Source organism: Streptomyces sp. NPDC093260 (assembly GCF_040683715.1).
GTDB classification, from domain to species: domain Bacteria; phylum Actinomycetota; class Actinomycetes; order Streptomycetales; family Streptomycetaceae; genus Streptomyces; species Streptomyces sennicomposti.
On record NZ_JBFBEK010000020.1, the window covers coordinates 99,919 to 126,317 of the forward strand.

Genomic DNA, 26,399 nt, shown 5'->3' on the forward strand with positions numbered 1-26,399 from the left:
TCAGGCCTGTGGACCCCATGCACCCGCACTCCCTCCAGCCCCCGCACGTCAGTGTCGTCGTCATCGGATACAACGACGCCGCCCACATCGCCCACGCGGTGCGCTCCGCGCTCGCGCAGGGGCCGACCGTCGGCGAGGTCGTCGCCGTCGACGACTGCTCGACGGACGGCAGTCACGACGTGCTCGCCCGGCTCGCCGCGGACGAGCCGAGACTGCGGGTGATCCGGCGCGAGAGGAACAGCGGCGGCTGCGGCAGTCCCCGCAACGACGGCATCGCCGCGGCGACGTGCCCGTACGTGATGTTCCTCGACAGCGACGACGTGCTGCCGCCCGGCGCGGTGGACGCGCTGCTCGCCTCCGCGCGCGAGGAGCGCGCGGAGGTCGTGAGCGGGCTGTGCGTGCGCCGTGAGCTGCCCTCCGGGCGGGAGGTGCGCTGGCAGGAGGCCCTGTACTCGGCCGGCGCCGTCCTGGACCGCCCCGAGCAGCAGCCGCGCCTGGTGTACGACACGCTGTGCGTCAACAAGCTGTACCGCACCGACTTCCTGCGCGAGCACGCCATCCGCTTCCCCGAGGGGCGCTTCCCCTACGAGGACATCGTCTTCACCGCCCGCGTGCTGGCCGCCGCTCCCCGCATGGCGCTGATCCCCGACCGCGTGTACCAGTGGCACGTACGCCGGTCCGCCGAGCGGCTGTCGATCTCGCTGGACCGCGCGGACGTGGCGAACTGGCAGGCGCGCACCGAGGCCAACCGGCAGGCGTACGAGATCCTGCTGGGCGCCGGGCAGAAGAAGCTCGCACGGGCGGTCCGCGCCAAGTTCCTCGACCACGAGCTGCGCATGTACGTCCGCGAGCTGGCCCTGCGCGACGCGCAGTACCGGCGCGGCTGGTGGACGCACACCCGCAGCCACCTCGCCGGGTACGACGCGGCCGACTGGTCCGCCGACCCGGTCGCCCCCGGCCGGCTGCTGGCCCGGGTGATCATGGCCTCGTCCGAGCCGCGCGACCTGTCCCGGCTCAGGGAGCTCGCGGCGCGCCCGGCCCGGCTGTGCCCGCCCTACGCGCGCGCCGCGAACGGCACACCGGTCTGGTCGGACGACCTGCCCCAGGTGACCCTGGAGCCGTACCCGGCCCGGCCGGCGCACCGGCTGCCGCTGGCGGTGGACGCGGCGCTGCGCCCCCGTCCCCGGGCCACCCTGCTGTGGCTGCGCCTGCACGAGATGTACGGCCAGGTGGCGGCGGCCGGACCGCGGACGCTGAAGGTGGAGTGGCGACACCGGGAGAGCGGGCACGCGGCCGGGCGCGCCACCGTCCCGCTGGTACGGGCCGCCGACGGCACCTGGTCGGCGCGGACCGTCGTGGACCTGTCGGCGCTGGGGGCGGGCACCTGGGATCTGCGGCTGCGCGTGACCTTCGCCGACGGCAGCGGCGCGGACGTGACGGCGCACGCCCGCGCGGGCGCCGGGCTGCTGCGCCGCAGCGTCGTGCCGAGCCTCAGGTTCGGCGTGCTGCTGGCCCAGCCCTACGCCACGCACTCCGGCGCGCTCGCGGTACGCGTCGCCACCGGTCTGAGCGGAGTGACCTCGGTCCTGCGCGGCCGCCTCCGCCGCCTGCTGCCCTGACCGAGCCCGCTCCCGCGCCCCGACCGGCGCCCGTCCGCGCCCGTCGCCCGTCCGCGCCCGTCGCCCGTCCGCGCCCGTCGCCCGTCCGCGCCCGTCGCCCGTCCGCGCCCGTCGCCCGGAAGCCGCTCCCCCGGAACCGGCCGCCCGGCGGCGGCGGTACGGCCCGCGGCGGACCGGACGCCCGCCGCGCACCACCCCGCCGCCCGCCGCTCCGGCGCCTCGCCGGGGGCCGACGGGCCGGCCGCCGTCGGTTCGCGCTACAGCGCCTTGATCGCCTCCGCTGTGCCGCGGGCGAGGGCGGCCAGGTATCCCTTGGGGAGTTTCGGGGCGCGGATGACGACCGAGCGCCAGTACAGGGGGCCGGAGATCAGGTCGAGGGCCAGGTCGCGGTCGAGGCCGCGCCGGATCTCGCCGCGCTCCTCGGCCGCCGCGAGGATGCTGCTGGCGACACTCTCCTGGCCGTGGCGCACGGCCTTCTGCACGGCGTCGGCGAGGTCCGGGTTGCGGGCCGCCTCGGCCTGGAGATCGGGCAGGATCTGCGAGGCCACGGGGTGGCGCAGGGCCCGGGAGGTGACCTCGTACAGCAGCCTGAGGTCGCTCTCCAGGGCGCCGGTGTCGGGCGCGGGCAGGCCCTGCACGGCCAGCGCGGAGACGACGTCGAGCACCAGGTGCAGTTTGGAGCGCCAGCGGCGGTAGACGGCCGTCTTGCCGACCCCGGCGCGGCGCGCGATCCCCTCGATGGACGTGCGCGCGTAGCCGGCCTCCGCCAGCTCCCCGAAGACGGCGGCCCGGATCGCCTCGGTCACGTCCTCGCGGAGCACGGCCGCACCGGCGGGGGCACGGCGGCGCGGACGCGTCTCGGGTTCCCCGTTCGTCGTCATGCCGACCAGCATAGGGCGTGACGACGATACGGTTGCGTTCCGACGCCGGTTGGCCCTACTCTCGCCTTGCGACGATACGGCTCCGTACCGACGTAAGAGAACGTGAAGAGAACCGTGAAGACGGACGGCGGACCGGGAGCCGCACACCCCCACCCCTCCCCCGAGCGAAAGCAGCGGATGTGAGTCAGGTCCTCCACCCACCGCCTCCGACCCCGGCTCCGGCCGCGGAAGACCTCGCGGCGCTCGCCGCCCGGCACGGCCTGTCCGTCAGCGGCGCCCGCCCGTCCCTGCCGCAGTACGTGCGCGACCTGTGGGCGAGGCGGCACTTCATCACCGCGTTCGCCACCGCCAAGCTCACCGCCCAGTACAGCCAGGCGAAGCTCGGGCAGGTCTGGCAGGTGGCCACCCCGCTGCTGAACGCGGCGGTGTACTACTTCATCTTCGGCGTCCTGCTGGGGACCAGCCGCGGCGTGGCGGACTACGTCCCGTTCCTGGTGACCGGCGTGTTCGTCTGGACGTTCACGCAGAACTCGATCATGGCGGGCACCCGCGCCATCTCCGGCAACCTCGGCCTGGTGCGGGCCCTGCACTTCCCGCGGGCCGCGCTGCCGATCTCCTTCGCGATCCAGCAGCTCCAGCAGCTGCTGTTCTCGATGGTCGCGCTGGTGATCATCCTGCTCTGCTTCGGTGTGGCGCCCGGCGTGGCGTGGCTGCTGGCCGTTCCGACGCTGGTGCTGCAGTTCGTGTTCAACGCGGGCGTCTCGATGGTCATGGCCCGGATGGGGGCGAAGACCCCGGACATCGCGCAGCTGATGCCGTTCCTGCTGCGCACCTGGATGTACGTGTCCGGCGTGATGTGGAGCATCGACGCCACGCTCAAGCACAGCGACGTGCCGAGCTTCGTCAAGACGCTGCTGGAGATCAACCCGGCCGCCGTCTACATCGATCTCATGCGCTTCGCGCTGATCGACAGTTTCAAGGCCCACCAGCTCCCGCACCACGTGTGGGCGTACGCGCTGGGCTGGGCGCTGCTGGCCGGTGTCGGCGGCTTCGTCTACTTCTGGAAGGCCGAGGAGAGGTACGGACGTGGCTGAGCAGAACACCGAGAAGGTCCCCACCGTCATCGCCGACCAGGTGGACATCGTCTACCGGGTGCACGGCACCGGCGCCGGCAAGGGCAGCGCCACCGCCGCGCTCAACCGCATCCTGCGCCCGGGCCGGGCCGAGAAGGCGGCGGGCGTGCGGCGCGTGCACGCGGTGAAGAAGGTGTCCTTCGTCGCCTACAAGGGCGAGGCCATCGGCCTGATCGGCACCAACGGCTCCGGCAAGTCCACGCTGCTCAAGGCGGTGGCGGGGCTGCTGCCGGTGGAGAGCGGCAAGATCTACACCGACGGCCAGCCCTCGCTGCTCGGCGTCAACGCGGCGCTGATGAACGACCTGACCGGCGAGCGCAACGTCCACCTCGGCGGCCTGGCCATGGGCATGTCCCGGGAACAGATCCGCGAGCGCTACCAGGACATCGTCGACTTCTCGGGGATCAACGAGAAGGGCGACTTCATCACCCTGCCGATGCGCACGTACTCCTCCGGCATGGCGGCCCGGCTCCGGTTCTCCATCGCCGCCGCCAAGGACCACGACGTCCTCCTCATCGACGAGGCGCTGGCCACCGGCGACCGCAAGTTCCAGACCCGCTCCGAGGCCCGTATCCGCGAGCTGCGCAAGCAGGCCGGCACGGTGTTCCTGGTCAGCCACAACAACAAGTCCATCCGTGACACCTGCGAGCGGGCGCTGTGGCTGGAGCGCGGGGAGCTGCGCATGGACGGCCCCACGGACGAGGTGCTGAAGGCCTACGAGGACTTCACCAAGTCCTGAGGGCCCCGTCCGGTTCCGCCGGAGGCCCGCAACCGCCTGTGCCCGCCCGGTCCGTCCGGGCGGGCACAGGCGGTTGCGGGGGCGTCGCGGGCGTCAGGGGGTCACCGCGTACAGGACCTCGTCGCCGGCTGTGTCCCGGGCCACCGGGCGCAGACCCGGGACCGGGTGCGGGGTGGGGTCGTCCAGGACCCAGCGGACGGCGTAGGCGCGCAGGATGTCCCGGCGCGCGCCGGGCGGCGTGCCGGGCCGGTAGTAGCGCTGGGCGGCCCGCTCGCGCCGGTCCTCGTCCGGCAGGAAGAGGTCCGGGTAGCCGGGGGTGACGGTGTAGGCGCCGTAGGCCGGGATCAGCCGGGAGGGCAGGTCGCGGGCCATCACCACGTCGCCGTAGCGCACGTACGGGGTGATCCAGTGGTAGCCCGCCCACGGCCGGACGTAGTTGACGGCGACGACGGCGGGCAGCCGGGCGCGGCCGACGACGTAGCCGAGCACCCCGGACTGGGTCCACGTGCCCACCGCCAGGGCCGCGGCCAGCGCCCACGCCCACCGGACGCGCACCGCGCGCGGCCCGCCCTGGACGACGGCGAGGGCGGCGGCCAGCTGCGCCGGGATCAGCGCGGCGGGCAGCGCCCGGCCCCAGGAGTAGTGGCCGCAGGCGAACCCGGCCGCGCACACCAGCGCACCGAGCGCGAAGAAGAGGACGAGCGGGTCCCGGCGGTCGCGTCGCCACCGCGCGGCCAGTGCGGCCACCCCGAGCAGCACCAGCCAGTACCGGCCGGGGAAGTGGTCGTAGAGGGCGCGGTGCACCTCCTCCAGGTCGCCGCCGGCCGTGAACAGCGCGAAGAAGTCGTAGTACGGCCACACCCACAGCACCAGCAGTCCGAGGGCCGCCGAGGCGGCCAGGCGCGGCCACTGCGCGCGCGGGGGCCGGGCGGCGAGCACCGCGGCGAGCGCGCCGAGGGTGGCGACGACACCGGTGAACTGGTGGCACAGCAGGATCACCGACCACAGCGCCCCGAGCCCCAGCCACACGTCCCAGCCGGCCGGGGCGCGCAGGGAGCGGGTGAGCCAGGCCCAGTGGTGGAAGGCGAGGCCGAGCGCGACGACGCTCGGGTACGACACCGTCAGCGCGAGGGAGTTCAGCGAGAGGAAGCCGCTCCAGTTGATCAGGACGGTGCCCCACAGCAGGACCAGGCTCAGCACGGCCAGGGCGGGCGCGGCCGGGTGCGCGCTCAGCGTCCGCACGTACCGGCGCACGCCCGTCGCCAGCAGCGCCAGCCCGGCGAGGGCGGCGAGCCGCAGCACCACGAACACCGACAGCCCGGTCACCCGGGCGACGCAGCCGAGGACCAGCATCCACGGCGAGTAGTACGGGCTCGGGGCGTCGGCGTCGACGAGCGGGTCGCGCGGCCGGGTGAGGCTGTGGCGCAGCCGCTCGATCGTGGCCGCGTGCATGCCGAGGTCGCCGGCCCACGGCAGGCGCACGATCACCAGAAGCAGCAGGACGGCGAGGAGGGCGACGGCGGCCCAGGGGGCGGCGGAACGTTTCGCGGAGACCGGCGGCCGTACCGCGGTCCGGCCCGCGCGCCGTGCCTCAGGCGGCGCGGAGCGCATGGTGCCGGGAAAGCCGGGCGCGGTGGACAGGAAAGCGGAATAGGACCCGCCGCGGGGAATTCCCCGGAGAAAAGTTGATGGTTACACAAAGGGGCGGAGGGGGCCCGGGACGTGCTGCGACGCGTACGGGAGCAGGGGCGGAAGCGCGTGCGGCCGGACGGCTCTCGGCGAGTTTCACAGTCACCCGGCAACATTACTCGAATGATCGTGAATAACAGGAAAGGGTAAATTTCCGCGCGGCGCGCGCCAAACAATGGAAAGAAAACGACAAGAGCGCCCGGGACCAGCGCGCCCCCGGACCGAAGCCCGGGGGCGCCCTCACGCCCGGCGGCCGACGGCCGCCCGCGCGCCGCTACGAGTGCGTGCGCAGCATCGTCCGCATCGTCCGCATCGCCACCGACAGGTTGGCCAGGTCGAACGAGTCCGAGCCGCGGATCTCCTCCAGCGTGGTGCGGGCCCGGCCCAGGATCGCCGCGTTCTTCTGCTCCCACACCTCGAACCGCTGCTCCGGCGTCGAGGTGCCGTTGCCCGCGGCCAGCACGTCCGCCGTCAGCGCGGCGTGCGCCGCGTACAGGTCCTCGCGGATCGCCGCGCGGGCCATGGACTGCCAGCGGTCGTTGCGCGGCAGCTCGATGATGCGGTCCATCAGCTGGGTGATGGAGAGCCGGTCGGCGAGGTCGTAGTACACCTCGGCGACGTCCAGCGGGTCCTTGCCCATGCGGTCGGCCACCGAGACGATGTCCAGCGCCGGGAAGGCCGAGGAGAAGCCGGCCACCCGCGTCGCCAGCTCGTCGGGGACGCCCGCGGCGGACAGCTCGTCGTAGACCTGCTGGTACCAGTCCAGGTCGGCGCCCTTGAGCAGCTTGGGCAGCTGCGCCCACACCTGCTCCACCCGGTCGACGAAGAACTCCACCGTCTCACCGAGCTGGAGCGGCTGCGGCCGGTTGTTCAGCAGCCAGCGCGTGCCGCGCTCGACCAGCCGGCGCGAGTGCAGCCGGATACGGGTCTGGACATCGGCTTCGACCTGGTTGTCCAGGGCCTCCACCGCGTCCCACACCGGCGCCGAGCGGAAGATCGCGCGGGCCACGGTCTGCGCCCGGACGATCTCCTCCAGCGACGCGCCGGTCTCCTCCCGCAGCCGGTGCAGATAGGTGGTGCCACCGGTGTTGACCGTGTCGTTGACCAGGACGGTCGTCGTGATCTCGCGGTGCAGCGGGTGGCCGTCGATCTGCTCGCCGAACCGCTCGCGCAGCTGGGTCGGGAAGTAGGCGTGCAGCAGCGTGCGCAGATACGGGTCGTCCGGCAGCGAGGTGTGCAGCAGCTCCTCGGCGACCGTGATCTTCGTGTACGCCAGCAGGACGGCCGTCTCGGGGCCGGTCAGGCCGTGCCCGGCGGTCAGCCGCTCGCGGATCTGCCGGTCGGTGGGCAGGAACTCCAGCGCCCGGTCCAGATGGCCCTCGCGCACCAGGTGCTTCATGAAGCGCTGCTGCGCGTGCAGCATGTCCTTGGACTGGGCGAGCGCGTTGGCGATCGCCGTGTTCTGCGCGTAGTTGTTGCGCAGCACCAGCGCGCCGACCTCGTCGGTCATCTCCGCCAGCAGCTTGTTGCGCTGCTTGACGGTCATGTCGCCGTCGGTGACCAGGCCGTTGAGCAGGATCTTGATGTTCACCTCGTGGTCGGAGGTGTCCACGCCCGCGCTGTTGTCGATGGCGTCGGTGTTGACCTTGCCGCCGGTCTGCGCGAACTCGATCCGGCCGAGCTGGGTGCAGCCGAGGTTGCCGCCCTCGCCGACCACCTTGACCCTCAGGTCCCGGCCGTCGACGCGGATGGCGTCGTTGGCCTTGTCGCCGACGTCGGCGTTGGACTCGGTGGACGCCTTGACGTAGGTGCCGATGCCGCCGTTCCACAGCAGGTCCACCGGGGAGGTGAGGATCGCCCGCATCAGGTCGGCCGGGGTCATCTTGGTGACGCGGGACTCGATGCCGAGGGCCTCGCGGATGTGCGCGTTGACCGGGATGGACTTGGCGCTGCGCGGGAAGATCCCGCCGCCCGCCGACAGCAGGGAGGTGTCGTAGTCGGCCCAGCTGGAGCGCGGCAGCTCGAACAGGCGGCGGCGCTCGGCGTAGCCGGTCGCCGCGTCCGGGTTCGGGTCGACGAAGATGTGCCGGTGGTCGAAGGCGGCGACCAGACGGATGTGCTCGGACAGCAGCATGCCGTTGCCGAACACGTCACCGGACATGTCGCCGATGCCGACCACCGTGAAGTCCTCGGACTGGGTGTCCACGCCCAGCTCGCGGAAGTGCCGCTTGACCGACTCCCAGGCGCCGCGGGCGGTGATGCCCATGCCCTTGTGGTCGTAGCCGGCCGAGCCGCCGGAGGCGAAGGCGTCGCCGAGCCAGAAGTCGTAGGACTCGGCGACCTCGTTGGCGATGTCGGAGAACGTGGCCGTGCCCTTGTCGGCGGCGACCACCAGATAGGTGTCGTCGCCGTCGTGGCGGACCACGTCACGCGGCGGCACGACCTCGCCCGCCACCATGTTGTCGGTGATGTCGAGCAGCGCCGAGATGAACGTCCTGTAGCTGGCGACGCCCTCCGCCAGCCAGGCGTCGCGGTCCACGCCCGGGTCGGGCAGCTGCTTGGCGACGAAGCCGCCCTTGGCGCCCACCGGCACGATGACGGTGTTCTTCACCATCTGCGCCTTGACCAGACCCAGGATCTCGGTGCGGAAGTCCTCGCGCCGGTCGGACCAGCGCAGACCGCCGCGGGCGACCTTGCCGAAGCGCAGGTGCACGCCCTCCACCCGCGGCGAGTACACCCAGATCTCGTACGCCGGGCGCGGCGCCGGCAGGTCCGGGATGGCCTGCGGGTCGAACTTCATCGAGACGTACTCGTGCGGCCGGCCGTCCGCGCCGGTCTGGAAGAAGTTGGTGCGCAGGGTCGCCTTGACCACCGTCAGGAAGGAGCGCAGGATGCGGTCCTCGTCCAGCGAGGCCACCTGGTCGAGTGCCGCGTCGACCTCTTCGAGCAGGGCGTCCACCAGCTCGTGCCCGGCGCGCTGGCGCTCCGGGGCCATCCGCGCCTCGAACAGGGAGACGAGCAGCCGGGTGGTGTGGACGTTGTTGCGGAGGGTGTCCTCCATGTAGTCCTGGCTGAACGTGGAACCGGCCTGGCGCAGGTACTTGGCGTAGGCGCGCAGCACCATCGCCTCGCGCCAGCTCAGCCCGGCGCTCAGCACCAGCGCGTTGAACCCGTCGTTCTCCGCCTTGCCGGTCCAGGCGGCGGCGAACGCGTCCTGGAACCGTTCGCGGGCGTCGTCGCCGAGGTGGTCGCCGATGCCCGCGGCGTCCTTGGGCATCCTCAGGCCGAAGTCGTAGATCCACGCCGTGGTGCGGTCCGCGCAGCGCAGCTCGTACGGCCGCTCGTCGGTCACCTCGACGCCGAGCCGGCTGAGCACCGGCAGCACCTGCGAGAGGGAGACGGTGCCGCCCTTCTGGTAGATCTTGAAGCGGCGCTCCTCGGGGGCGGCGCCCACCGGCTCGTACAGGCTGAGCGCGAACGTCTTCGTCTCGTCCAGCTGCTCCAGGTTGACCAGGTCGGCGACGGCCGCGCGCGGGGTGTGGTCGGCCTTGTAGCCCTCGGGGAAGGCGGCGGAGTAGCGGCGCAGCAGCTCGGCGGCGCGCTCCTCGCCCAGTTCGGCCGTCAGCGCCTCGGAGAAGGCGTCCGCCCAGGAGCGGGCGGCCTCCACCAGACGGCCCTCGATGCGCTCCTTGTCGGCGTCGGACAGCTCGGACAGCTCGGTGCCCTGCGGGACGCGGACGACGAAGTGCAGCCGGGACAGGATCGACTCGGTGTTCCAGGCGGTGAAGTCGACGCTGGTGCCGCCCAGCTCCTCCTTGAGGATGTCGATGATCCTGAGGCGCACACCGGTGGTGTAGCGGTCGCGCGGCAGGTAGACGAGGGCCGAGTAGTAGCGGCCGTACTCGTCCTGGCGCAGGTAGAGCCGCAGCCGGCGGCGCTCCTGGAGGTACAGGACGGAGGTGACGATCGACTGGAGCTCGGCGGCCGGGGTCTGGAACAGCTCGTCGCGCGGGTAGGTCTCCATGATCTGGAGCAGGTCGCGGCCGTCGTGGCTGTTGGGCGAGAACCCGGCGCGGTCCAGGACCTCCTCGACCTTGCGGCGGATCACCGGGACCCGGCGCACCGACTCGGTGTAGGCGGCCGAGGAGAACAGACCGAGGAAGCGGCGCTCGCCGACGACCTCGCCCTTGTCGTTGAACTTCTTGACGCCGATGTAGTCCAGGTACGACGGCCGGTGCACGGTGGCCCGGCTGTTGGCCTTGGTCAGCACGAGCAGCTTGTGCTCGCGGGCCTTGGCGCGGGCGTCGGCGGGCAGCCGCTCGAAGGACGGGCTGACCGGGTGGCTGTCCTCGCCGCCGTGCTGGGGGTCCGAGCGCAGTATGCCGAGCCCGGTGCCGGGGACGGCGGCCAGCGAGTCGTCGTCGCGCAGCCGGTACTCGCGGTAGCCGAGGAAGGTGAAGTGGTCGGCGGACAGCCAGCGCAGCAGCTCGCGGGCCTCCTCCACCTGCGGTCCGGGCAGGTCGGCGGGGACCGGCTCGCCGGGCAGGCCGTCGGCGATGCGGACGGCCGCGTCGCGCATCTTCTCCCAGTCCTCGACGGCCTCGCGGACGTCGGAGAGCACGCGCAGCAGCTCGGCGGTGATCTGCTTGAGGTCGGCGCGGTCGGTCTCGCGGTCGATCTCGACGTGGATCCAGGACTCGATGTGCGCGTCGTGCGGCAGCTGCTCGCCGGGCTGCGCGGCGGGCAGCACCTCCAGGAGCTTGCCGGTCAGGTCGCGGCGGACCACGAACTGCGGGTGGATCACGACGTGGATGCCGCGGCCCTGGCGGGTCAGCTCGTTGGTGACCGAGTCGACGAGGAAGGGCATGTCGTCGGTGACGACCTCGACCACGGAGTGGCTGCACGTCCAGCCGTTCTCCTCGACGGTCGGGGTGTGCACGCGCACGTTGGCCGTGCCCTGCGGGCGGGTGGCGGCCAGCCGGTAGTGCGAGATGGCGGCTCCGAAGACGTCGACCGGGTCGCGGTCGGCGAGGTCCTCGGGGGCGGTGTGCAGGTAGTAACGCTGGAGGAACGAGAGCACGGAATCCCGGTCCGGGGCGCCCTCGACTGTCGTCCCGGCCGGGAGGTGCCCCCCGGCCGGACTGTTCTCAGCTACCCGAACGGCCCTTTCGAGCAGATCGGCCTTGGCTTCGTCCAGCTTGGTCTGCATTGTCCTCTGGCTCCTGTCGCGCGCCGTTGCGTGACGTTGAAGGAAGTACGGTCTCTTCCCCTTCGGCGTAACGTCCGGGTCCGGGGTTTCCGGCCCCTACCGACGCTATGCCGCTGGGTGAGATGAGCGGGGGGATATCGGCCATCTTCGACGCGCCCGGAGGGTGTGACGCTGCTCTCTGCGGCGCCGCTTCCCGGGGTTGACGCGGCGTCCCGGGGGCCACACCGGCCCCGTACCGCCCGCGAGGACCAGCGACCGCCGCCCGGTCACGGATGTGGTCCGTGCACACCGGGCGCAGAGCGGTGGCGACGGCGCCCCCGCGAACTATCGCGCTGATCACGCCACAAGGCTATCGCTCCTGCGGGGTGACCCGTCATGAGCCGTATGTGTACAAAACCGGGGGTGAAACTTTGACGTTCTGCACAGGGAGCACGGGGCGCGGGTGCCCTAGGGGTACGGGTGCGCACGGGTCTGCGTCCGCGTACGGGTCTGCGTCCGCGTACGGGTACCCATGGGCGGGCCCGTCGCGCGGGCGGGCTCAGGCGGCCAGGCGCTGCGCCTCGGCGACCGCCTCCTGGAGGGTGTCCACCACCGGCACGCCGACCTGTTCCAGGCTGGCCCGGCTGTGCGAGCCGCCCGTGTACAGCACCGCCCGCGCCCCCGCGTGCCGGGCGGCCACGGCGTCGTCGGCGGCGTCCCCGATCACCACCGTGCGCGCCGGGCTCACCCGCTCGGCCAGGGCGCCGAGGTGGCGCACCATGTGCTCGGCCTTGCTGCCGCCGGACGGTCCGGTGCGCCCGTCGACGCGTATGAAGTGCGCCTCGATACCGAAGCCCCGCACCAGCGGGACCAGGTCCTCATGGCCGTACATGCTCAGGATCGACTGGCTGTGGCCGGCCGACGTCCAGCCCGTGAGCAGGTCCACCGCGCCCTCGGCGAGCGCGCAGCGGGTGCGGTGCTCGGTGTAGTGCCGCTGGAAGACCTCGTCCATCAGTTCCCACTCGGCGTCGGTGGGCAGTCTGCCCATCAGCCGCTCGTAGAACTTCGGGATCGGCACGCAGTACAGCGTGCGGTACCGCTCCAGCGTGATCGGCGCGAGACCGATCTCGGCGAAGGCGGCGTTCGTCGCGCCGATCACCGCGTCGTTGTCGTGGAACAGCGTGCCGTTCCAGTCCCAGACGATGTGCGCCCCCGACGGCGTCCCCGTTCCCGAAACCGAGTGCATCCCCATGCCGTCCAACGTACTCGCAGCCACTGACAGTCAGGAGTCCTCGCGCCCGGTGACGAGGTTCCCGATCTCCTGCGTGGCGAACCACAGCAGGTCGTGCTCCTCGGCCGCGTCCACGGCGGCCTGCGCCTTGTCGTCCCCGGCATCCGCCGCCGCGAGGGCGGCCGCGGCGGCGGCCACCTCGGCCCCGGCGTCGCCGGAGTCGACGTGCACGGCGGCCGCCTTGGCCAGCGGCACGCTCCCGGCCAGCCGCACCTCGCCGGGCTCGGTGCCCGCGCCCGGCCCGGCGCTCACCGCGCCGTCCGCCACGTCGACGGCGACCACGACCCGGCGGCGCGGTGCGTCGGGCGCCGCCGCGAGCTGCCGCAGGGAGGCCAGGGCGGCCTGGGTGAGGGCGGCGTACTCCAGTTCCTCGGTGTCGTCGGAGCCGTACCAGGCGCGCAGCGCGGGGGTGACGGCGTAGGCGGCGAACGGCTCCGCGCCCAGCCGCCCGGTCCGGTGCGCCTCGGCGAGACCGGGGAGGGTCAGGGGGACGTAGACGCGCATGACGGGCCGCTTTCGTGGTCGGAGGGCTGCGGGGGCGCCCGGGGGCTTCGTGCGGTGCCCGGGGGCTTCGTGCGGTGCCCGGGGGCCGCGTACGGTGCCCGGGGGCCGCGTACGGTGCCGTCGGAGCCGTGGTGGCGCGCGGGGTCGCCCGGACGGCCTTCAGGATACGTGCGGGCGTCCCCGTTCGTGTCCCCGGCGGCACTCCGGAAGCCGTCCACCCGACACCTCCCGATTCACCCGTTACACACCCTTCCCGCCCTTTCGCCACGGGAGTCGTTCCGCGCGCGATCACTCGGATGAGTGAAGTTCCCGGGCGCCCGGGGTGGGCCTCCGCTCCCTTGCCGGGCCGGAACCGGGTCCCGTACAAGATCCCTGCAAGAAGTTACCGACCGGTACGGCAGGGCCTCGCGGCTCTGCCGTCGCAGAACGGGGACCCCCACTCGTGAACAAGGTCATGACCAGAGCCCAGCGCCGGCCGGGCACCCGCCCTCCGGGCCGCCACGACGCCCGCCGCCCCGGCGGCGCCCCACCCCGCACCCCGGGCCCGCCCCGCACATCGTTCGGCAACCGCCCGCCGGGCCCGGTCCGCCCGTCGGGTGGCGGCCGCCCGCCGGGGCCGCCCCGCATCCCGAGCGACACCCGTACGCCGGGCCCGGCCCGCACCCCGGACAGCAGCCGCCCGCCGGGGTCGGCCGCGCACGCCGCCACCGGCGTGCGCCCGGCCCCGCACCCGGTCACCAGCGACCTCTTCGCCGACCGCCTGCTGGCCGTGCTGAGCGGACAGCGGCCGGTCCACTGGATGCTCCGGCACACAGCGGGCCGCGCCTACGACGAACTCGCCCGGCTCGCCGAACGCGGCCCCCTGCGCACCCGGGGCGCCCGCCCCGTGGTCCGCGACATCGGCTACTACGAGGCCCGCCCGGACGCCCTGGAGGTCTTCGCCCGCATCGGCGCCGGCGACCAGCTCCGCGCCCTGGCGTTCCGCCTGGAACAGGGCAAGGACCACCGCTGGCGCTGCACGGCGATCGAACTGGGCACTCCGCGCCCCTGACGCCCCGGCTGCGGCCGGGGCGCGCGGAGCCGGTGACGGCCTGTCCTCACCACGGGCAGCCGGGCCTCCCGCCAGTGCGTCAAGGGGCCTCAAGGGCCCGCATGCCCCCAGGCCGGCACGGGTGGACGCAGCGGCACCCCCCGCCGGCCGGCGCACCCCACCTGCGGCCACCGGACCACCTCCGGCCACCGGACCACCGCCGGGGACCGGATGCGACTCCCCGCACCCGGGGGACCGCGCGGCACGCACAACGGAAGGGCCGGGCGTCCACAAGACACCCGGCCCGTCAAGCCACGCCCCCAGCGGAGCGCGCCCTCACTTCTTCCGGCGCCGCCCGGCCTTCGCCTGCTTCCGCCGCTCAGCCCGGGTCAGCCCGTCCGACTCCGACCGCACAGGTTCGTCGTCACTGGCGAACTCGCCCTCGACGACACCACCCTCACCGTCCACCGTGGGAGCGGAGAAGTGCAGCTCCCGCCGCTGCGGAGCATCCAGCCCCTTCGCCCGGATCTCCGGCCGCGCACCGGCCTGCGCCGGCACCGCGTCCTGCGGCGCCTTGTCCAGGGACGGCGCGGCGTCCTCCACCGGCACCTCCTCGACCTGCTGCTCGACCTGGACCTCCAGGTTGAACAGGTAGCCGACGGACTCCTCCTTGATGCCGTCCATCATCGCGGAGAACATGTCGAAGCCCTCGCGCTGGTACTCGACCAGCGGGTCCTTCTGCGCCATCGCGCGCAGCCCGATGCCCTCCTGGAGGTAGTCCATCTCGTAGAGGTGCTCGCGCCACTTGCGGTCCAGGACCGACAGCACGACCCGCCGCTCCAGCTCCCGCATGATCTCCGAGCCGAGCTGCGCCTCACGCGCCTCGTACTGCTCGTGGATGTCGTCCTTGACGGAGTCGGCGATGAACTCGGCCGTCAGACCCGCACGGTCGCCGGCCGCCTCCTCCAGCTCCTCCACGGTGACCTTGACCGGGTACAGCTGCTTGAAGGCGCCCCACAGCCGGTCCAGGTCCCAGTCCTCCGGGAAGCCCTCGGCGGTCTCGGCGGCGACGTAGGCGTCGATGGTGTCGTCCATGAAGTGCTGCACCTGCTCGTGCAGGTCCTCGCCCTCCAGGACGCGGCGCCGCTCGCCGTAGATGACCTCGCGCTGGCGGTTGAGGACCTCGTCGTACTTCAGGACGTTCTTGCGGGTCTCGAAGTTCTGCGTCTCCACCTGCGACTGCGCGGAGGCGATCGCGCGCGTGACCATCTTGTTCTCGATCGGCACGTCGTCGGGGACGTTCGCCATCGACATCACGCGCTCGACCATCTGCGCCTTGAACAGCCGCATCAGGTCGTCGCCGAGGGAGAGGTAGAAGCGGGACTCGCCCGGGTCGCCCTGACGGCCGGAGCGGCCGCGCAGCTGGTTGTCGATCCGGCGCGACTCGTGCCGTTCGGTGCCGAGGACGTAGAGGCCGCCGAGCCTCTCCACCTCCTCCTTCTCCGCCTTGACGGCCGCCTCGGCCTTCTCCAGCGCGGCGGGCAGGGCCGCGGCCCACTCCTCGATGTGCTCCTCGGGGTCGAGGCCGCGCTGGCGCAGCTCCGCCTCGGCGAGGTCCTCGGGGTTGCCGCCGAGCTTGATGTCGGTGCCGCGGCCGGCCATGTTCGTCGCGACCGTCACGGCGCCCTTGCGGCCGGCCTGCGCGACGATCTGCGCCTCGCGCTCGTGGTGCTTGGCGTTGAGCACCTCGTGCTGGATGCCGCGCTTGCTGAGCTGCTGCGAGAGGTACTCGGACTTCTCGACCGAGGTGGTGCCGACCAGGATCGGCTGACCCTTCTCGTGCTTCTCGGCGATGTCGTCCACGACCGCCTCGAACTTGGCGATCTCGGTGCGGTAGATCAGGTCCGACTGGTCCTTGCGGATCATCGGCTTGTTCGTCGGGATCGGGACCACGCCGAGCTTGTAGATCTGGTGGAACTCGGCGGCCTCGGTCATCGCCGTACCGGTCATGCCGGAGAGCTTGTTGTAGAGGCGGAAGAAGTTCTGCAGGGTGATCGTCGCGAGCGTCTGGTTCTCGTCCTTGATGTCCACCCCTTCCTTCGCCTCGATGGCCTGGTGCATGCCCTCGTTGTAGCGGCGGCCGGCGAGGATACGGCCGGTGTGCTCGTCGACGATCATGACTTCGCCGTCGATGACGACGTAGTCCTTGTCCTTCTTGAACAGTTCCTTGGCCTTGATGGCGTTGTTCAGATAACCCACGAGCGGGGTGTTCACCGACTCGTAGAGGTTGTCGATGCCCAGCCAGTCCTCGACCTTGGAGACGCCGGACTCGTGGATGGCGACGGTGCGCTTCTTCTCGTCGACGTCGTAGTCGCCGGTCTCCTCGACGCCCTTGAGCGGGTTGCCCGCCTCGCCCTTCTTCAGCCGGGTGACCAGCTTGGCGAAGTCGCCGTACCACTTGGTGGCCTGGTCGGCCGGGCCGGAGATGATCAGCGGCGTACGGGCCTCGTCGACCAGGATGGAGTCGACCTCGTCCACGATGGCGAAGTTGTGCCCGCGCTGCACCAGCTCGTCCTTCGACCAGGCCATGTTGTCGCGCAGGTAGTCGAAGCCGAACTCGTTGTTCGTGCCGTAGGTGATGTCGCAGGCGTACTGCTCGCGGCGCTGCGCCGGGGTCATGTTGGCGAGGATGCAGCCGACGCTCAGGCCCAGGAACCGGTGGACGCGGCCCATCATCTCGGAGTCGCGCTCGGCCAGGTAGTCGTTGACCGTGACGATGTGGACGCCGTCGCCGGAGAGCGCGTTGAGGTACGCGGGCAGCGTGCCGACGAGCGTCTTGCCCTCACCGGTCTTCATCTCGGCGACATAGCCGAGGTGCAGGGCGGCGCCGCCCATCATCTGCACGTCGTAGTGACGCTGGCCGAGGACGCGCTTGGCGGCCTCGCGGACGGTGGCGAACGCCTCGGGCAGCAGGTCGTCCAGGCTCTCTCCGTCGGCGTAGCGCTGCTTGTACTCGTCGGTGAGGGCACGCAGCTCGGCGTCGGAGAGGCCGACGAAGTCCTCTTCGATGGAGTTCACCTGGCCCGCGATGCGGTGCAGCTTGCGCAGGATCTTGCCTTCGCCTGCACGCATGATCTTCGAGAGGACGGACACGGGGGTTGGTCTCCTTGCCGGTCGGGCCTGGGACGGTCGGTTTCCATTTGACTTGACTGAGCAACGGCCATGGTATGCGAGGACCCCGCCACGCCGGGAGGGCCTGCCGCGACGGCACGCGTCCACTGCTGTGCATCGCCTTCACAGAGGACAACGGACCAGGGCCGCCGATGGTGCCGCCCCGCCGCCGTGAATCGCGCGATCGGTGACCGTCCGCACACGTTCCGCGAAAGAACCCGCGCGCGCTCGCGAAAGGAATGGCGCCGGCGCGCGCCGCCCGCGCAGAATCGGGTGATGGAACCCGCCGTCCTCACGACCGACCGCCTCCTGCTGCGCACCGTCGGCCCCGCCGACACCGACGCCGTGTACGCCGCCGCACAGGACCCGGACATCCAGCGCTGGACCACGGTCCCCTCCCCTTATCTGTACGAGCACGCACGCGGATTCGTGGAGCAGCAGGTCCCCGACGGCTGGGCCGACGGCTCGATGTGCACCTTCGGCCTGTTCCTGCGGCACGGGGACCTGCCGCACGGGGACCTGGCGCACGGGGACCTGCCGCACGGGGACCTGGCCGGCATGCTCGGTGTCACGATGCGCTCCCTGGGGACGGCCGAGATCGGCTTCTGGGCGGTCAAGGAGCACCGCGGCAACGGCTATGTCACCGAGGCCGCCGGCGCCGCCGCCCGCTGGGCCTTCGCCCGCCTCGGCGTCGACCGCCTGGAGTGGCGCGCCGAGGTCGGCAACCGGGCCTCGCGCGCGGTGGCCGAGCGGGCCGGCTTCACCGTGGAGGGCACGCTGCGCTCCGCGCTCAACAACAAGGGGGTGCTGCGCGACTGCTGGGTGGGCTCCCTGCTCCCCTCCGACCTGAGCCTCGCCTCGACGGCGCCGTATCTGCCCGCGCGCGGGTGAGCGGGCGGGGCGGCGGTCCTCCCACGGGCGGGCGCGGGAGGGACCACGGTCTCCGCAGGTCGGCCCCTGCTGTCAGTGCCGACGCCTATCGTGCGGAGACATGACCTCGCTCCCGCGCCCCACCACCGACCTCTCGGCGGACGAAGCCCGCCGGATCGCTCTGCGCGCCCAGGGTTTCCTCGGCGCTCCCGACCGGCGCTCGGGTGTCCGGGGCGTGCTGCGCCACCTCGGCGCGGTCCAGCTCGACACCATCTCGGTCCTCGCGCGCTCCCACGAGCTGGTCCCCTACGCCCGGCTCGGCGCGGTGGGCCGCAAGACCGTCGACCGCGCCTACTGGACCGACACGCACGCGTTCGAGTACTGGTCGCACGCCGCGTGCATCCTGCCCATCGAGGAGTGGCCCCACTTCGCCTTCCGCCGCCGCGCCTACCGCGGCCGCCCGCACTGGGGCCACGAGCTGCCCGAGGGCGCCTACGACCAGGTGCTCAAGCAGTTGCGTGCCGAGGGCCCGCTGACCGCCACCGAGCTGGGCGGGGCCAAGAAGACCAGCGACTGGTGGGACTGGTCCGGCGCCAAGGTCGCCGTCGAGCGCGCCCTGATGTACGGCGAGGTGGTCTGCGTCGAGCGGCGCGGCTGGAAGCGGGTCTACGACCTCGCCGAGCGCGCCGTCCCGGCCGGCCTGCTGCACGACGAGCTGGACGACGCCGAGTGCCTGCGCCGGCTGGTGCGGCTGGCCGGCCGGTCCCTCGGGGTGGGCACGCGCGCGGACATCGCCGACTACCACCGCCTCAAGGGCGAGCAGGTCGACGCGGTGATCGCGGACTCGGGCCTGGTCCCGGTGACGGTCGAGGGCTGGTCCAAGCCGGCCTGGGCGGACCCGGCGGCCCTGGCGACGCCTCCGCGCGGCCGGCACCGCACCACGCTGCTGTCGCCGTTCGACTCCCTGGTGTGGGAGCGGGCGCGCACCGAGCGGATCTTCGGCTTCACCCACCGCCTGGAGGCCTACGTCCCCAAGCCGAAGCGGGTCCACGGCTACTTCGCGATGCCGGTGCTGGCCGGTGGCCGGCTCGTCGGCCGGGTGGACCCCGCCCGCGAGGGCCGCACCCTGGTGGCCCGTCAGGTCACGCTGGACGGCACCCGTGCCGTGCCGTCCGTCGCGCAGGCGCTGATCGAGGCGGCGAGCTGGGTGGAGTGCACGGACGTGCGCGTCGAGCGCGTGGACGCCCCGGAACTGCGCGAGCCCCTCGTGCGGGAACTCACCCGCGCCCTGGCCTGAGCGGCCCCGAGCGGCCTGAGCCCGGAGGCGGGGACTTCCCGGGCTCAGCGGATCTCGAGGATCTTCTCGCGCATCGCGTAGACGACCGCTTCCATCCTGGAGTGCAGCTGGAGCTTCTCCAGAATGTTGCGGACGTGGTTCTTCACGGTGTTCTCCGAGATGAACAACTCCTTGGCGATGTCCCGGTTGTTCATCCCGGTGGCGACGAGCTTGAGGACCTCCAGCTCGCGGTCGGTCAGCCGGGGCGCGGGCACCAGACGGCGCTCGTCCGTGCGCTGGATCATCGACTTGAACTCGGTGAGCAGCTTGGACGCCATGGACGGGCTGATCTGCGACTGGCCGTCGGCCACCGCGCGGATGGCGGTGGCCACCTCGTCGGTGGAGATCTCCTTGAGGAGATAGCCGGTGGCGCCCGCCTTGATGGCGTCGTAGAGGTCGGCTTCCTCGTCGCTGATCGTCAGCATGATGATCTTCGCGCTGGGGACGACCTCCTTGATCGAGGTGCACGCCTCGATCCCGCCGCGCTTGGGCATCCGCACGTCCATCAGCACGATGTCGGGCAGCAGGTCGGCGGCCTTGTCGACGGCCTCGGCGCCGTCGCCCGCCTCACCGACGACCTGGATGTCCTCCTCGGCGGCGAGCACGATCTCCAGGCCGCGGCGGAAGAGGGCGTGGTCGTCCACGACGAGGACCCTGATCGGTTCGGCGCGGGACGCGTCCGGGTCCGGGCCCGTCGCGGCGACGCCGTCGGCGTCCTCGTCGGCCGGCGGTCCGAAGCTGTCCGTCATCGTTGTTCCTCCCCCTGAGGCAGTGGCCGGGTGTGCGGTGCCGTGGCCAACCCAAGGCAACGGCCCAGCGGTTGGGCCGTTGCGGCCATGATTCCATGTCCGGTCGGCACGGCGGTGACCAAGCCGGGGCGCGAACGGGGCGCGAAGGGGTCGCACACCGGTGCCCCTGGGGCGCACACACGCTCCAGGGGCACCACTCGACTGTCGGCCGGGTGGGTCCGGCCGGGATCAGCCGTGACCGGCCGCGGTCAGCCGCCCAGCGTCCCGCCCGCCTCGGGCGAGTGCTCCTCGGCGACCATCGTGTCCGTCCTGAGGTGGATCACGCCGTAGTCATAGGCGTGCCGCCGGTAGACGACGCTGGGCTCCTTGGTCTCGGAGTCGACGAACAGATAGAAGTCGTGCCCGACCAGCTCCATCTCGTAGAGAGCCTGGTCGAGGGTCATCGCAGAAGCGACGTGGGTCTTCTCGCGGACGACGAGGGGGCCGTCCCCCTGCACCTCCAGCGAGCCGACCTTCTTGGTGGGCACCCGGCCCGCCTCGTCCGCGCCGACGGCCAGGCCGTCGGCGGTCAGCGTCGCCGCACCCGGTACGTGGTCGGCCACCTCGGCCGCCGGGATCCGGCGCGCGCCGCGGCGCGAGAACCGCTTGTCGTGCTGCTTGCGCAGCCGCGCGCCCAGCTTCTCCGCGGCCATGTCGAGCGCCGCGTAGGGATCACTGGCCGCTGCCTCCGCCCGGATCACCGGACCGCGGGAGCGGAGCGTGATCTCCACTCGGTCGCACCGGTCGGCCTGTCGGGGGTTGGGCTCCTTGGACACCTCGACGTCGAGGCTGATCACCTTGCCATCGAGCTTCTGGATCTTCTCCAGGTTCAGCTTCTCGGCCACGTGCTTGCGGAACCGCTCGGGCACCTCGGTCTTGCGGCCCTTGACGACGATGTCCACGCAGAACTCCGTTCCCGGATCGCTCCGCTTCGACGGCGGAGCATCTCCCTTTCGCACCCGGTTCCGGTCAGGTCCGGAACCTCGGACTCGGTGACGTCCACCTCCTCCTCCCCCGCGGGCGAGATCTCCACCCTGCCGACGGGCGATTGCGGAAAACGAACCCGCGAACACGCACCACGGCATTCCGATATGAGGGGAGCGGCCTGCGCCATTCCCTCACAACCGAACATATCTCGCTCGGACGGATGGCGTCACCCTCTACTGCGGCGTACCTCCGTTCAAGTGAATTGCCCCTGTCATTACCTGCAACGACGTAAGATCGCAGTCAGTTCCGGCTTATTTCGAAGGAATCCGGCGAGGACGCGACGACAGCCGCGCAGATCACTTCACCTGCGCCGTGCGTACCCGCCATTTCCGATGCGCCGTACATCCGGTTGCCCTCCTCCTCTCGCCGTGTTCCCGAGTTCCGTAGCCCCATCCCTTCCCGGGCTCGCGCGGAGTACACGGACGACCTCACCGCCCGCGCCGCCTCCGCCAGCGAGGCGCCCGTCGTCATCAGGTCGTCCACCAGGACGACCGGCCCCAGACGCAGCAGCCGGACCCCGCCCGGCATCACCTCCAGCGCGCCGGCGAGGTTGGCCAGCCGCTGCCGGGAGTCCAGCCCCGACTGGTCGGCCACGGCACGCCGCTGCCGCAGCACCGCCGGGGCTCTGGCCGGCGTCCCCGCCCGGCGCAGCTCGGCCGCCGCCGCGAGCGCGATCCGCCGCGCCGGATCGTGCCCCCGCGCCCGCACGGCGCGCCGCGCCGACGGCACCGGCACCAACAGCACCGGCCGCCCGCCCCGTTCGAGCCACGCCCGCCGCAGCCCGGCCCGCACCGCGCCCGCCAGCGCCGCGCCCAGCGGGGCCGCGAGGGCCAGCGCGCCGCGCTCCTTGTGGGCGAGGAGCACCGCCCGCACCTCGTCCGCGTACGGAGCGGCGGCGTGCACATCGGGCAGCCCGGCCGGCGACGGCACCGGACGCACCCGACGCGGCGCGGACCCGCCGAGGACGGCACGACACCGGGGACACAGCACCGCGCGCGGCCTGCCGCACCCCGCGCACTCGGCCGGCAGCACCAGGTCGGTGAAGTCCTGCCACCACCCGCGCACAGATCCACTGTGCCGACGCGGCACCGCGTCGGCCACCCCTGTGGAAAACCCGGCCCGACCCCCTTGTGGAAAGCAGCGCCCGCACCGGCCGGCGCCTCACTCACACGAGTGAAGCGCCCCTGCGGGAACATCGCCCCCCGGCGTTGAGGTCACCCCGGGTAGACGGGCGCCGCCCCCTCCTTGAGCACCTTCTGCCACTGCGCCCCGGCCGGCAGCCGGACGATTCCGTCGGCCGACGAGTACGCCACCAGCGGCAGCCGCTCGTCCTCGGACGCGGCGAGCTTCCGCACGCCCGTGAGCGCGGCCGGCGTCGGTCCCTCCGGCGTCGAACCGTCGACCTGGACGTACCGCATCGTCTGCACGCCCCCCTGCTCCTGCCCGGCCACCACGAGCCGGCTGTCGCCCGCCCACGACATGGCGGTGACGTCCTCCAGCTCGGGCGCGGCGGGCCGCAGTTCCAGCACCGACACCAGCGGCCGGTCCCCGCTCCCGTCGCGCTCGATCCGGCCGACGACCAGGGAGCTGTTGCCGTCCTCGTGCTGGACGACGAGCGCTATGCGCACCCCGTCGGCGGCCACCCGCACGGCGTCGACGCGCCCGTCCAGGCCGGGCACCTGCACTTCCAGCGGACTCCCCGCGCCCTGCTTCAGCACCAGCAGGCGCGGCCGGGCCGGATCGCGGTCGGCGATCCACAGATCACCACGCGCGTCCCAGCTCGGCGCGGTCAGCCGATCGGCCTCGGTCTTCCCCTGGCTCTGCAGCACGGGGTCGCCGAGCGGGCCGCCCGACACCAGCGAGCCGACGAACAGCGACCTGCTGTCGAAGCTGGTGCCGGCGGCGGTGCGCTCGTCCCAGGAGACGGCCGCCGAGCTGAGCTTCTGCACGCCCTCGCCCAGCGCGCCCGGCACCGGCTCGGCGCCCGTGCCGGAACCGCTGCCCGGCATCCGCACCAGTCGGCGCTTCTCGTCGAGGAAGTACAGGTACTCGGGCCGCTTCTCGGCGCCGCGCGCGGCGACGGCCCGCGCCTGGTCCTCGCCGAGCGCGCACAGCGTCTGCCCGTCCGCGCCCTGGAGCGTCACCGCGTCCACGGTCGGGGTGAGGTTCTGCAGCGTGAACAGCAACTGCGTCGCCATCTCCGCGCACCGCGCTCCGCCGACCCGGGCCGCCGTCACGTTCAGCGGCACCGTCAGCCGGTTCTGGTCGTCGGGCGACAGGGCGGTCACGCCCTTGCGCAGCGCCGTACCGGACGGGAAGCTCGACCGGACCACCGGCCGCAGCCAGTGCGTGGGCCCGGCCAGGACGGACCGCACCGTCTGCGTCATCGCGTCCACCCGGCGGCGCACGAAGACGGGATCGGCGACGGCCGCCACCGGCGTCCCCGCCGCGGCCTCGGCGCCGGAGGCGGTGTTCGAGGCGAAGTAGTACTTGTTGACGGACATGTAGTTGCGCTGGAAGTCCGACTGACCCATGACGACGCCCTGCGGCGGCGCGTCGATGCGCCACTGGTCGGTCTTCTTGTCCCGGGACAGGTGCACCGCCTGCGCGTAGTGCCCCTCCAGCGGCGCGTACGACTGCTGGCGATCCACCCGGGCCACCTTGCTGCCGGTCAGCGTGACCGCGTAGTCGCCGGCGTCCTCGCGCCCGGTGGAGCGTTCGGTGCGGATGTCCGGCCCGTTGGCGAGCACGGTCGTGGACTCCTGCGGGTCCCACTGCCGCGAGGCCGCCCCGGTCAGATACTGGCGTGCCGTCGCATACGTGGGATCGTCGCTGGTCAGCGCCTCCAGAAAGCCCTGCACGATCTCCGCGGGCGGGGCGTCCTCGCGCGGCGGCATGGCGAACACGCGCACCTCGGCGTCCTGCCGCTGGGTGGACTCCACATTGCGCAGGTCCCCGCTGTCGGGCATCGAGGCGCACCCGGCCAGCAGGACCGTTCCACAGGCGGCGTACGCCACCGCGCGCATCGGCCGACGCCGCGCGCCCCCCTCGCGCTCAGCGCCCACGAAATGCCTCCCCTTGCTGCCTCGCGTCCCGCGCCCCGGCTCCCTCCGGGTCCGCGGTACCGCCCGCGCCGTGCTCCTTCGCCGTCTCCGGGCCTGCCGCCGTGTCCACGCCGACCGCCCTGTCCGGGCCGGACGCCGTCTCGGGCCGCCGGCCGCCGGAGGCGGGCCGGGGCACCACGCGCGCGCCGTTGCCGGGCAACGCCGTCGGGTCGGCGGTGGGCGCCGGAGCGGCCGGGCGGGCCCCTATCGGGCCCCGGCCCGCCGCCGTCCGCTCGCCGGTCTGCTGCGCCGGTACGGTGGCCGGCTTGCCGCCGCCCTGCGAGGCGCCGTCGCCGACGACGCCCCGGTTGCGGCGCGAGTCCTTGGGTTCGAGCGGGATCGGCGAGCCGCGCAGCGGTTCGTCCGCCGTCCTCGGCAGCGTCAGCCGGAACTGCGAGCCGCCGCCCGGTTCGCCCCACGCCTGCAGCCAGCCGCCGTGCAGCCGGGCGTCCTCCAGGGCGATGGACAGGCCGAGGCCCGTGCCGCCGGTGGTACGCGCGCGTGCCGGGTCGGCGCGCCAGAAGCGGCTGAAGACGCGGGTCGCCTCGCCCGGCTTGAGCCCGACGCCGTAGTCGCGGACCGCGACGGCGACCGCGCCGCCCGCCGCGGCGAGCTTGACGACGACGTCCCGGCCCTCGCCGTGCTCGACGGCGTTGACGACGAGGTTGCGCAGGACACGCTCCACGCGGCGTGCGTCGGCCTCGGCGACCACGGGCTGCTGGTCGCCGACGACGCGGATCACGGTCCTCTTGCGTTCGGCGAGCGGTTCGGCGCCGCTGACCACCCGCCGGACGACCTCGCGCAGATCGATCGGCTCGGCGTCCAGTGCCGCCGCGCCCGCGTCGAAGCGGCTGATCTCCAGCAGGTCGGCGAGCAGCGACTCGAACCGGTCCACCTGGTCGAGGAGGAGTTCCGCCGAACGGGCGGTGACCGGGTCGAAGTCCTCGCGCGCCTCGTGGATGACGTCGGCGGCCATCCGCACGGTCGTCAGCGGCGTCCGCAGCTCGTGCGAGACGTCGGAGACGAAGCGGCGCTGCATCCGCGACAGGTCCTCCAGCTGGTTGATCTTCAGCTGGAGGTTCTGCGCCATCTTGTTGAAGGCCTCGCCGAGCCGGGCGATGTCGTCCTCGCCGGTGACCTTCATCCGCTCCTGGAGCCGCCCGGCCGACAGCCGCTCGGCGATCCCGGCGGCCATCCGCACGGGTGTGACGACCTGGCGCACCACGAGCCAGGCGATGGCGCCGAGCAGGACGACGACGAACAGGCCCGCCGTCGCCAGCGTCCCCTTGACCAGGCTGAGCGACTTCTCCTCCTGGCTGAGCGGGAAGAGGTAGTACAGCTGGTACGGGTCGCCGTTGGGGTCGTTGACCTGCTTGCCGATGACCAGCGCGGGCTGCGGCTTCTTGTCGGTGTCCTTGTAGACGATGCGGGTGTAGCTCTGCGCGGCGGTCATGCTGCCGTTGATCCGCGCCCGCAGGTCCTCGGGGACGCTCGCGGTGGGGTCCACCCGGCCGGAGGCGCGCGGGCCGCGCCCGCCGGTGCCGTCGTCGGTGGGGAGCGTGACGACGTCGAAGGCGCCCTGGCCTCCGCTGGAGAGCGAGGAGACCAGCTCGCTCATCCAGGAGATGAGGTTCTGGGAGGCGCGGCCGTCGCCCGAGGCGTCGTCGCCGGCGGTACCGGCCGCGGCCTCGTCGGCCTTCTGCTTGGCGACCGCGAATCCGCCGGTGGCCTGGCTCTGCGACGCCTTCACCTTGGCGTCCAGCAGCCCGTTGCGCACCTGCCCGATCACGACGAAGCCGAGCAGCAGGACCACGCCGAGCGACATCAGCAGCGTGGTGGCGACGACCTTGAGCTGGATGTTGCGCCGCCACAGCCGCATGACCGGCAGCAGCGGCCGGCGCACCCACCGTATGAGCAGACGCAGCACCGGGCTGCCCTGCACGCCTCCGTGCAGCAGCCCGCCCTTCAGGAGGCGTCCCCAGCCGGAGTCCGCACCCGTCCGGCCGACAGGCCGCCCCGTGCGGGTTCCGGACCGTCCGGACGCCGAAGCGGCACTGTCCCCGGACATG

At 72.6% G+C, this 26,399-nt stretch carries 17 protein-coding genes; 6 read left to right on the forward strand and 11 right to left on the reverse strand.

All coding sequences use genetic code 11. The features are described 5' to 3' along the window. Window positions 1-17: 17 nt before the first annotated feature. Window positions 18-1,619, forward strand: a complete 1,602-nt coding sequence (locus tag AB0N63_RS24515; RefSeq protein ID WP_365531509.1) for a glycosyltransferase family 2 protein — start codon at window positions 18-20, stop codon at window positions 1,617-1,619. Window positions 1,620-1,876: 257 nt separating this feature from the next. Here AB0N63_RS24515 and AB0N63_RS24520 read toward each other — a convergent pair whose 3' ends face one another. Next, window positions 1,877-2,500, reverse strand: coding sequence for a TetR/AcrR family transcriptional regulator (locus tag AB0N63_RS24520; protein WP_365531453.1), 624 nt, complete (start codon window positions 2,498-2,500; stop codon window positions 1,877-1,879). Between the two features lie 179 nt (window positions 2,501-2,679). Here AB0N63_RS24520 and AB0N63_RS24525 point away from each other — a divergent pair, with 179 nt between their 5' ends. Next, on the forward strand, window positions 2,680-3,594 hold the full coding sequence (locus AB0N63_RS24525) for an ABC transporter permease (RefSeq protein WP_365531455.1): 915 nt from the start codon (window positions 2,680-2,682) through the stop codon (window positions 3,592-3,594). Next, window positions 3,587-4,372 carry an ABC transporter ATP-binding protein gene (locus AB0N63_RS24530; RefSeq protein WP_365531457.1) on the forward strand — a complete coding sequence of 262 codons (786 nt, stop codon included), beginning with the start codon at window positions 3,587-3,589 and terminating at the stop codon, window positions 4,370-4,372. The genes AB0N63_RS24525 and AB0N63_RS24530 overlap by 8 nt, the downstream gene beginning before the upstream one ends. 93 nt (window positions 4,373-4,465) lie before the next feature. Here the strand turns inward: AB0N63_RS24530 and AB0N63_RS24535 are convergent, their stop codons facing one another. From AB0N63_RS24535 to AB0N63_RS24550, 4 genes are all read right to left on the reverse strand, one after another. Further along, window positions 4,466-5,983 carry a hypothetical protein gene (locus AB0N63_RS24535; RefSeq protein ID WP_365531459.1) on the reverse strand — a complete coding sequence of 506 codons (1,518 nt, stop codon included), beginning with the start codon at window positions 5,981-5,983 and terminating at the stop codon, window positions 4,466-4,468. Window positions 5,984-6,335: 352 nt separating this feature from the next. Further along, the gene (locus AB0N63_RS24540; RefSeq protein ID WP_365531461.1) at window positions 6,336-11,270 is read right to left on the reverse strand and encodes an NAD-glutamate dehydrogenase; all 4,935 of its coding nucleotides are present in this window, start codon (window positions 11,268-11,270) and stop codon (window positions 6,336-6,338) included. Window positions 11,271-11,808: 538 nt separating this feature from the next. After that, a complete protein-coding gene (locus AB0N63_RS24545; protein ID WP_365531511.1) occupies window positions 11,809-12,495 on the reverse strand; it encodes an HAD family hydrolase in 687 nt (228 codons plus the stop codon). 36 nt (window positions 12,496-12,531) lie between these two features. Next, window positions 12,532-13,044 carry a hypothetical protein gene (locus AB0N63_RS24550; RefSeq protein WP_365531463.1) on the reverse strand — a complete coding sequence of 171 codons (513 nt, stop codon included), beginning with the start codon at window positions 13,042-13,044 and terminating at the stop codon, window positions 12,532-12,534. Between the two features lie 442 nt (window positions 13,045-13,486). Between AB0N63_RS24550 and AB0N63_RS24555 the strand changes: the two genes are divergently transcribed. Continuing rightward, the gene (locus tag AB0N63_RS24555) at window positions 13,487-14,095 is read left to right on the forward strand and encodes an Rv3235 family protein (protein ID WP_365531465.1); all 609 of its coding nucleotides are present in this window, start codon (window positions 13,487-13,489) and stop codon (window positions 14,093-14,095) included. Between the two features lie 315 nt (window positions 14,096-14,410). Here the strand turns inward: AB0N63_RS24555 and secA are convergent, their stop codons facing one another. Next, window positions 14,411-17,227, reverse strand: coding sequence for a preprotein translocase subunit SecA (gene secA / locus AB0N63_RS24560; protein WP_365531467.1), 2,817 nt, complete (start codon window positions 17,225-17,227; stop codon window positions 14,411-14,413). 294 nt (window positions 17,228-17,521) lie between these two features. On the opposite strand from secA, the gene AB0N63_RS24565 reads away from it, so the two are divergent. Both AB0N63_RS24565 and AB0N63_RS24570 read left to right on the forward strand, forming a co-directional pair. Continuing rightward, complete coding sequence (locus AB0N63_RS24565) at window positions 17,522-18,136, forward strand: GNAT family protein (protein WP_365531469.1); 615 nt, start codon at window positions 17,522-17,524, stop codon at window positions 18,134-18,136. A 100-nt stretch (window positions 18,137-18,236) separates the two neighbouring features. Next, complete coding sequence (locus AB0N63_RS24570) at window positions 18,237-19,412, forward strand: crosslink repair DNA glycosylase YcaQ family protein (protein ID WP_365531471.1); 1,176 nt, start codon at window positions 18,237-18,239, stop codon at window positions 19,410-19,412. A gap of 44 nt (window positions 19,413-19,456) precedes the next feature. Here the strand turns inward: AB0N63_RS24570 and AB0N63_RS24575 are convergent, their stop codons facing one another. The 5 genes from AB0N63_RS24575 to mtrB form a co-directional block, all read right to left on the reverse strand. After that, entirely contained in the window at window positions 19,457-20,200 is a 744-nt protein-coding gene (locus AB0N63_RS24575; RefSeq protein WP_365531473.1) for a response regulator transcription factor, read from the reverse strand. A 248-nt stretch (window positions 20,201-20,448) separates the two neighbouring features. Further along, window positions 20,449-21,141 carry a ribosome-associated translation inhibitor RaiA gene (raiA, locus tag AB0N63_RS24580; protein WP_365531475.1) on the reverse strand — a complete coding sequence of 231 codons (693 nt, stop codon included), beginning with the start codon at window positions 21,139-21,141 and terminating at the stop codon, window positions 20,449-20,451. Between the two features lie 325 nt (window positions 21,142-21,466). After that, window positions 21,467-22,291, reverse strand: coding sequence for a ComF family protein (locus AB0N63_RS24585; RefSeq protein WP_365531477.1), 825 nt, complete (start codon window positions 22,289-22,291; stop codon window positions 21,467-21,469). A 149-nt stretch (window positions 22,292-22,440) separates the two neighbouring features. Then, window positions 22,441-24,291, reverse strand: a complete 1,851-nt coding sequence (locus AB0N63_RS24590; RefSeq protein WP_365531479.1) for an LpqB family beta-propeller domain-containing protein — start codon at window positions 24,289-24,291, stop codon at window positions 22,441-22,443. Further along, on the reverse strand, window positions 24,281-26,398 hold the full coding sequence (gene mtrB, locus AB0N63_RS24595) for an MtrAB system histidine kinase MtrB (protein WP_365531481.1): 2,118 nt from the start codon (window positions 26,396-26,398) through the stop codon (window positions 24,281-24,283). The genes AB0N63_RS24590 and mtrB overlap by 11 nt, the downstream gene beginning before the upstream one ends. Window position 26,399 lies beyond the last annotated feature (1 nt).

Excerpts from the sequence above, each read along its gene's own strand:
- AB0N63_RS24540 (WP_365531461.1), bottom strand. The coding sequence starts at position 11,270 with ATGCAGACCAAGCTGGACGAAGCCAAGGCCGATCTGCTCGAAAGGGCC.
- AB0N63_RS24570 (WP_365531471.1), top strand. The coding sequence starts at position 18,237 with ATGACCTCGCTCCCGCGCCCCACCACCGACCTCTCGGCGGACGAAGCC.
- AB0N63_RS24565 (WP_365531469.1), top strand. The coding sequence starts at position 17,522 with ATGGAACCCGCCGTCCTCACGACCGACCGCCTCCTGCTGCGCACCGTC.
- mtrB (WP_365531481.1), bottom strand. The coding sequence starts at position 26,398 with ATGTCCGGGGACAGTGCCGCTTCGGCGTCCGGACGGTCCGGAACCCGC.
- AB0N63_RS24535 (WP_365531459.1), bottom strand. The coding sequence starts at position 5,983 with ATGCGCTCCGCGCCGCCTGAGGCACGGCGCGCGGGCCGGACCGCGGTA.
- AB0N63_RS24550 (WP_365531463.1), bottom strand. The coding sequence starts at position 13,044 with ATGCGCGTCTACGTCCCCCTGACCCTCCCCGGTCTCGCCGAGGCGCAC.
- AB0N63_RS24575 (WP_365531473.1), bottom strand. The coding sequence starts at position 20,200 with ATGACGGACAGCTTCGGACCGCCGGCCGACGAGGACGCCGACGGCGTC.
- AB0N63_RS24520 (WP_365531453.1), bottom strand. The coding sequence starts at position 2,500 with ATGACGACGAACGGGGAACCCGAGACGCGTCCGCGCCGCCGTGCCCCC.
- AB0N63_RS24545 (WP_365531511.1), bottom strand. The coding sequence starts at position 12,495 with ATGCACTCGGTTTCGGGAACGGGGACGCCGTCGGGGGCGCACATCGTC.
- AB0N63_RS24515 (WP_365531509.1), top strand. The coding sequence starts at position 18 with ATGCACCCGCACTCCCTCCAGCCCCCGCACGTCAGTGTCGTCGTCATC.